Origin of the sequence: Caulobacter sp. UNC358MFTsu5.1 (genome assembly GCF_000712075.1) — a bacterium.
Lineage (GTDB): Bacteria > Pseudomonadota > Alphaproteobacteria > Caulobacterales > Caulobacteraceae > Caulobacter.
In genome coordinates this window covers 1-1,465 of the sequence record NZ_JONW01000004.1, presented here as the reverse complement: position 1 = coordinate 1,465, position 1,465 = coordinate 1, and the positions used below count along the sequence as shown (strand labels likewise).

General features: G+C 66.1%; 1 tRNA gene. It reads left to right on the top strand.

The features are described 5' to 3' along the window. Positions 1-16: 16 nt before the first annotated feature. A tRNA-Met gene (locus BR39_RS0102080) sits at positions 17-93 on the top strand. Positions 94-1,465 lie beyond the last annotated feature (1,372 nt).

Here is a 1,465-nt window from a genome sequence, read left to right as displayed (position 1 = left end):
TCACTACCCTCTTCGCCGCGGGGTGGAGCAGCCCGGTAGCTCGTCAGGCTCATAACCTGAAGGTCACAGGTTCAAATCCTGTCCCCGCACCCAAGATCAAGAAATGGCCTCCTTCGGGAGGCCATTTTTCGTTTGGGCCCTGCCTGGCGTCGCGGCCTGGGCCTGACGACCAGGTCGTCGGATCTCGGAGGTCCGGTTCCCGTCGCCGGCGGCCCCGTCACCGATGGAGGCCTTCGGCGCGCTCGCCTTCAGTCCCGCCGCCGCCGGCGGAATCGGCCGCCTTCCGGACGCTGACCGCGAAGATCGCGCGCGAACATGGCGAGCTCGGTCCGACGATCGAGACTGCCTCGCCCGGCCCCATCGCCGCGGCCCACGCGGGAATCAACGCCTCCGACGTTTCCGCCGGCGAGATCCGCCTGCTCTTCGTGGGGCTCGGGGTCAACTCGAGGTGATTCCGCCTGGCCGCCCAGAAGGTCGCGCGGGCGGTCCGTCTTCGCCGGCGGCCAACGGGAACGCGGTTCACGCGACGCGCCGCGGGAATCGCCGTCACGAACCTTGGCCGGTTCTGAGTTCCCGCCTTCGATTCGCGCTCGATCGGCGGTCCATCCGCCTGGAGGCAGCGCCAGGCAGTGATTCCCCGAAGCGGAAACACACCAAACCCGACGAATCCGGGCGGTCCGGCCCGCCTCCAGTCCTCGAACGCCTTCGGGAGAATCGGTCCCGAGGCGTCCGGTCGGCGCGGAAGTCGCCGCATTCGGCGATGAAGCTGGCCGCCGACCTGGCCGGTGTGACGATTCGCCGACCCGCCGACCCGCCGACCGATCTCCGCGCCGCGGTCGGCGCCTCCAACCACTCGGGTGCTCGAGGCTCGCTCGAGGAAGGGGAGGCGGCGGTTCTCGCGCCCTTCGCCGGCATTGGTAGGCGGGTGGGGAGGGTGGCGCCTCGTCCTCTGCGGCCGGGCGACGAGGCCCGGCCGACAAACTCCAGGCCCCAGGTCGGGATTCGCCTCGGCGGGGGTTGTCATCGCCGCGTCACGCGCCTATATCCGCCCCTCGCTCGGAAACGCGATCGCGACCGCAGGGGGCAATGGCCGCAAGGCTCTTGCTTTCTTCGCTCGGTTTCGCTAGTTTCCGCGCTCCAATCGACTCGGTAATGGATCCAGGCGGGCAGCCTCGGCGGCCCACGGATCCCTTTTTGTCTCTTCGTTGTGGCTTCGGCCCTTTGAGAGGATGGAAAAACGAGGCGGTTGACTCTGGAGTGATGCTTCAATAGAAGCGCCGCTCCTCACTGAAGCGAAGAGTTCGATAAGAATTCCGAGGTTCTGTGAAGTATCCAGTCTCGATGATCTGCTGATACCCAGCAAAATTCGAGATTGACAGGGGTTTGGGCTTTCAATAGAAGGCGCGGCTCCGGAGGGTTTGGTGAGGGGTTCGCAAGAATTCGACGCCAGGTTCTTCAAGTCTAG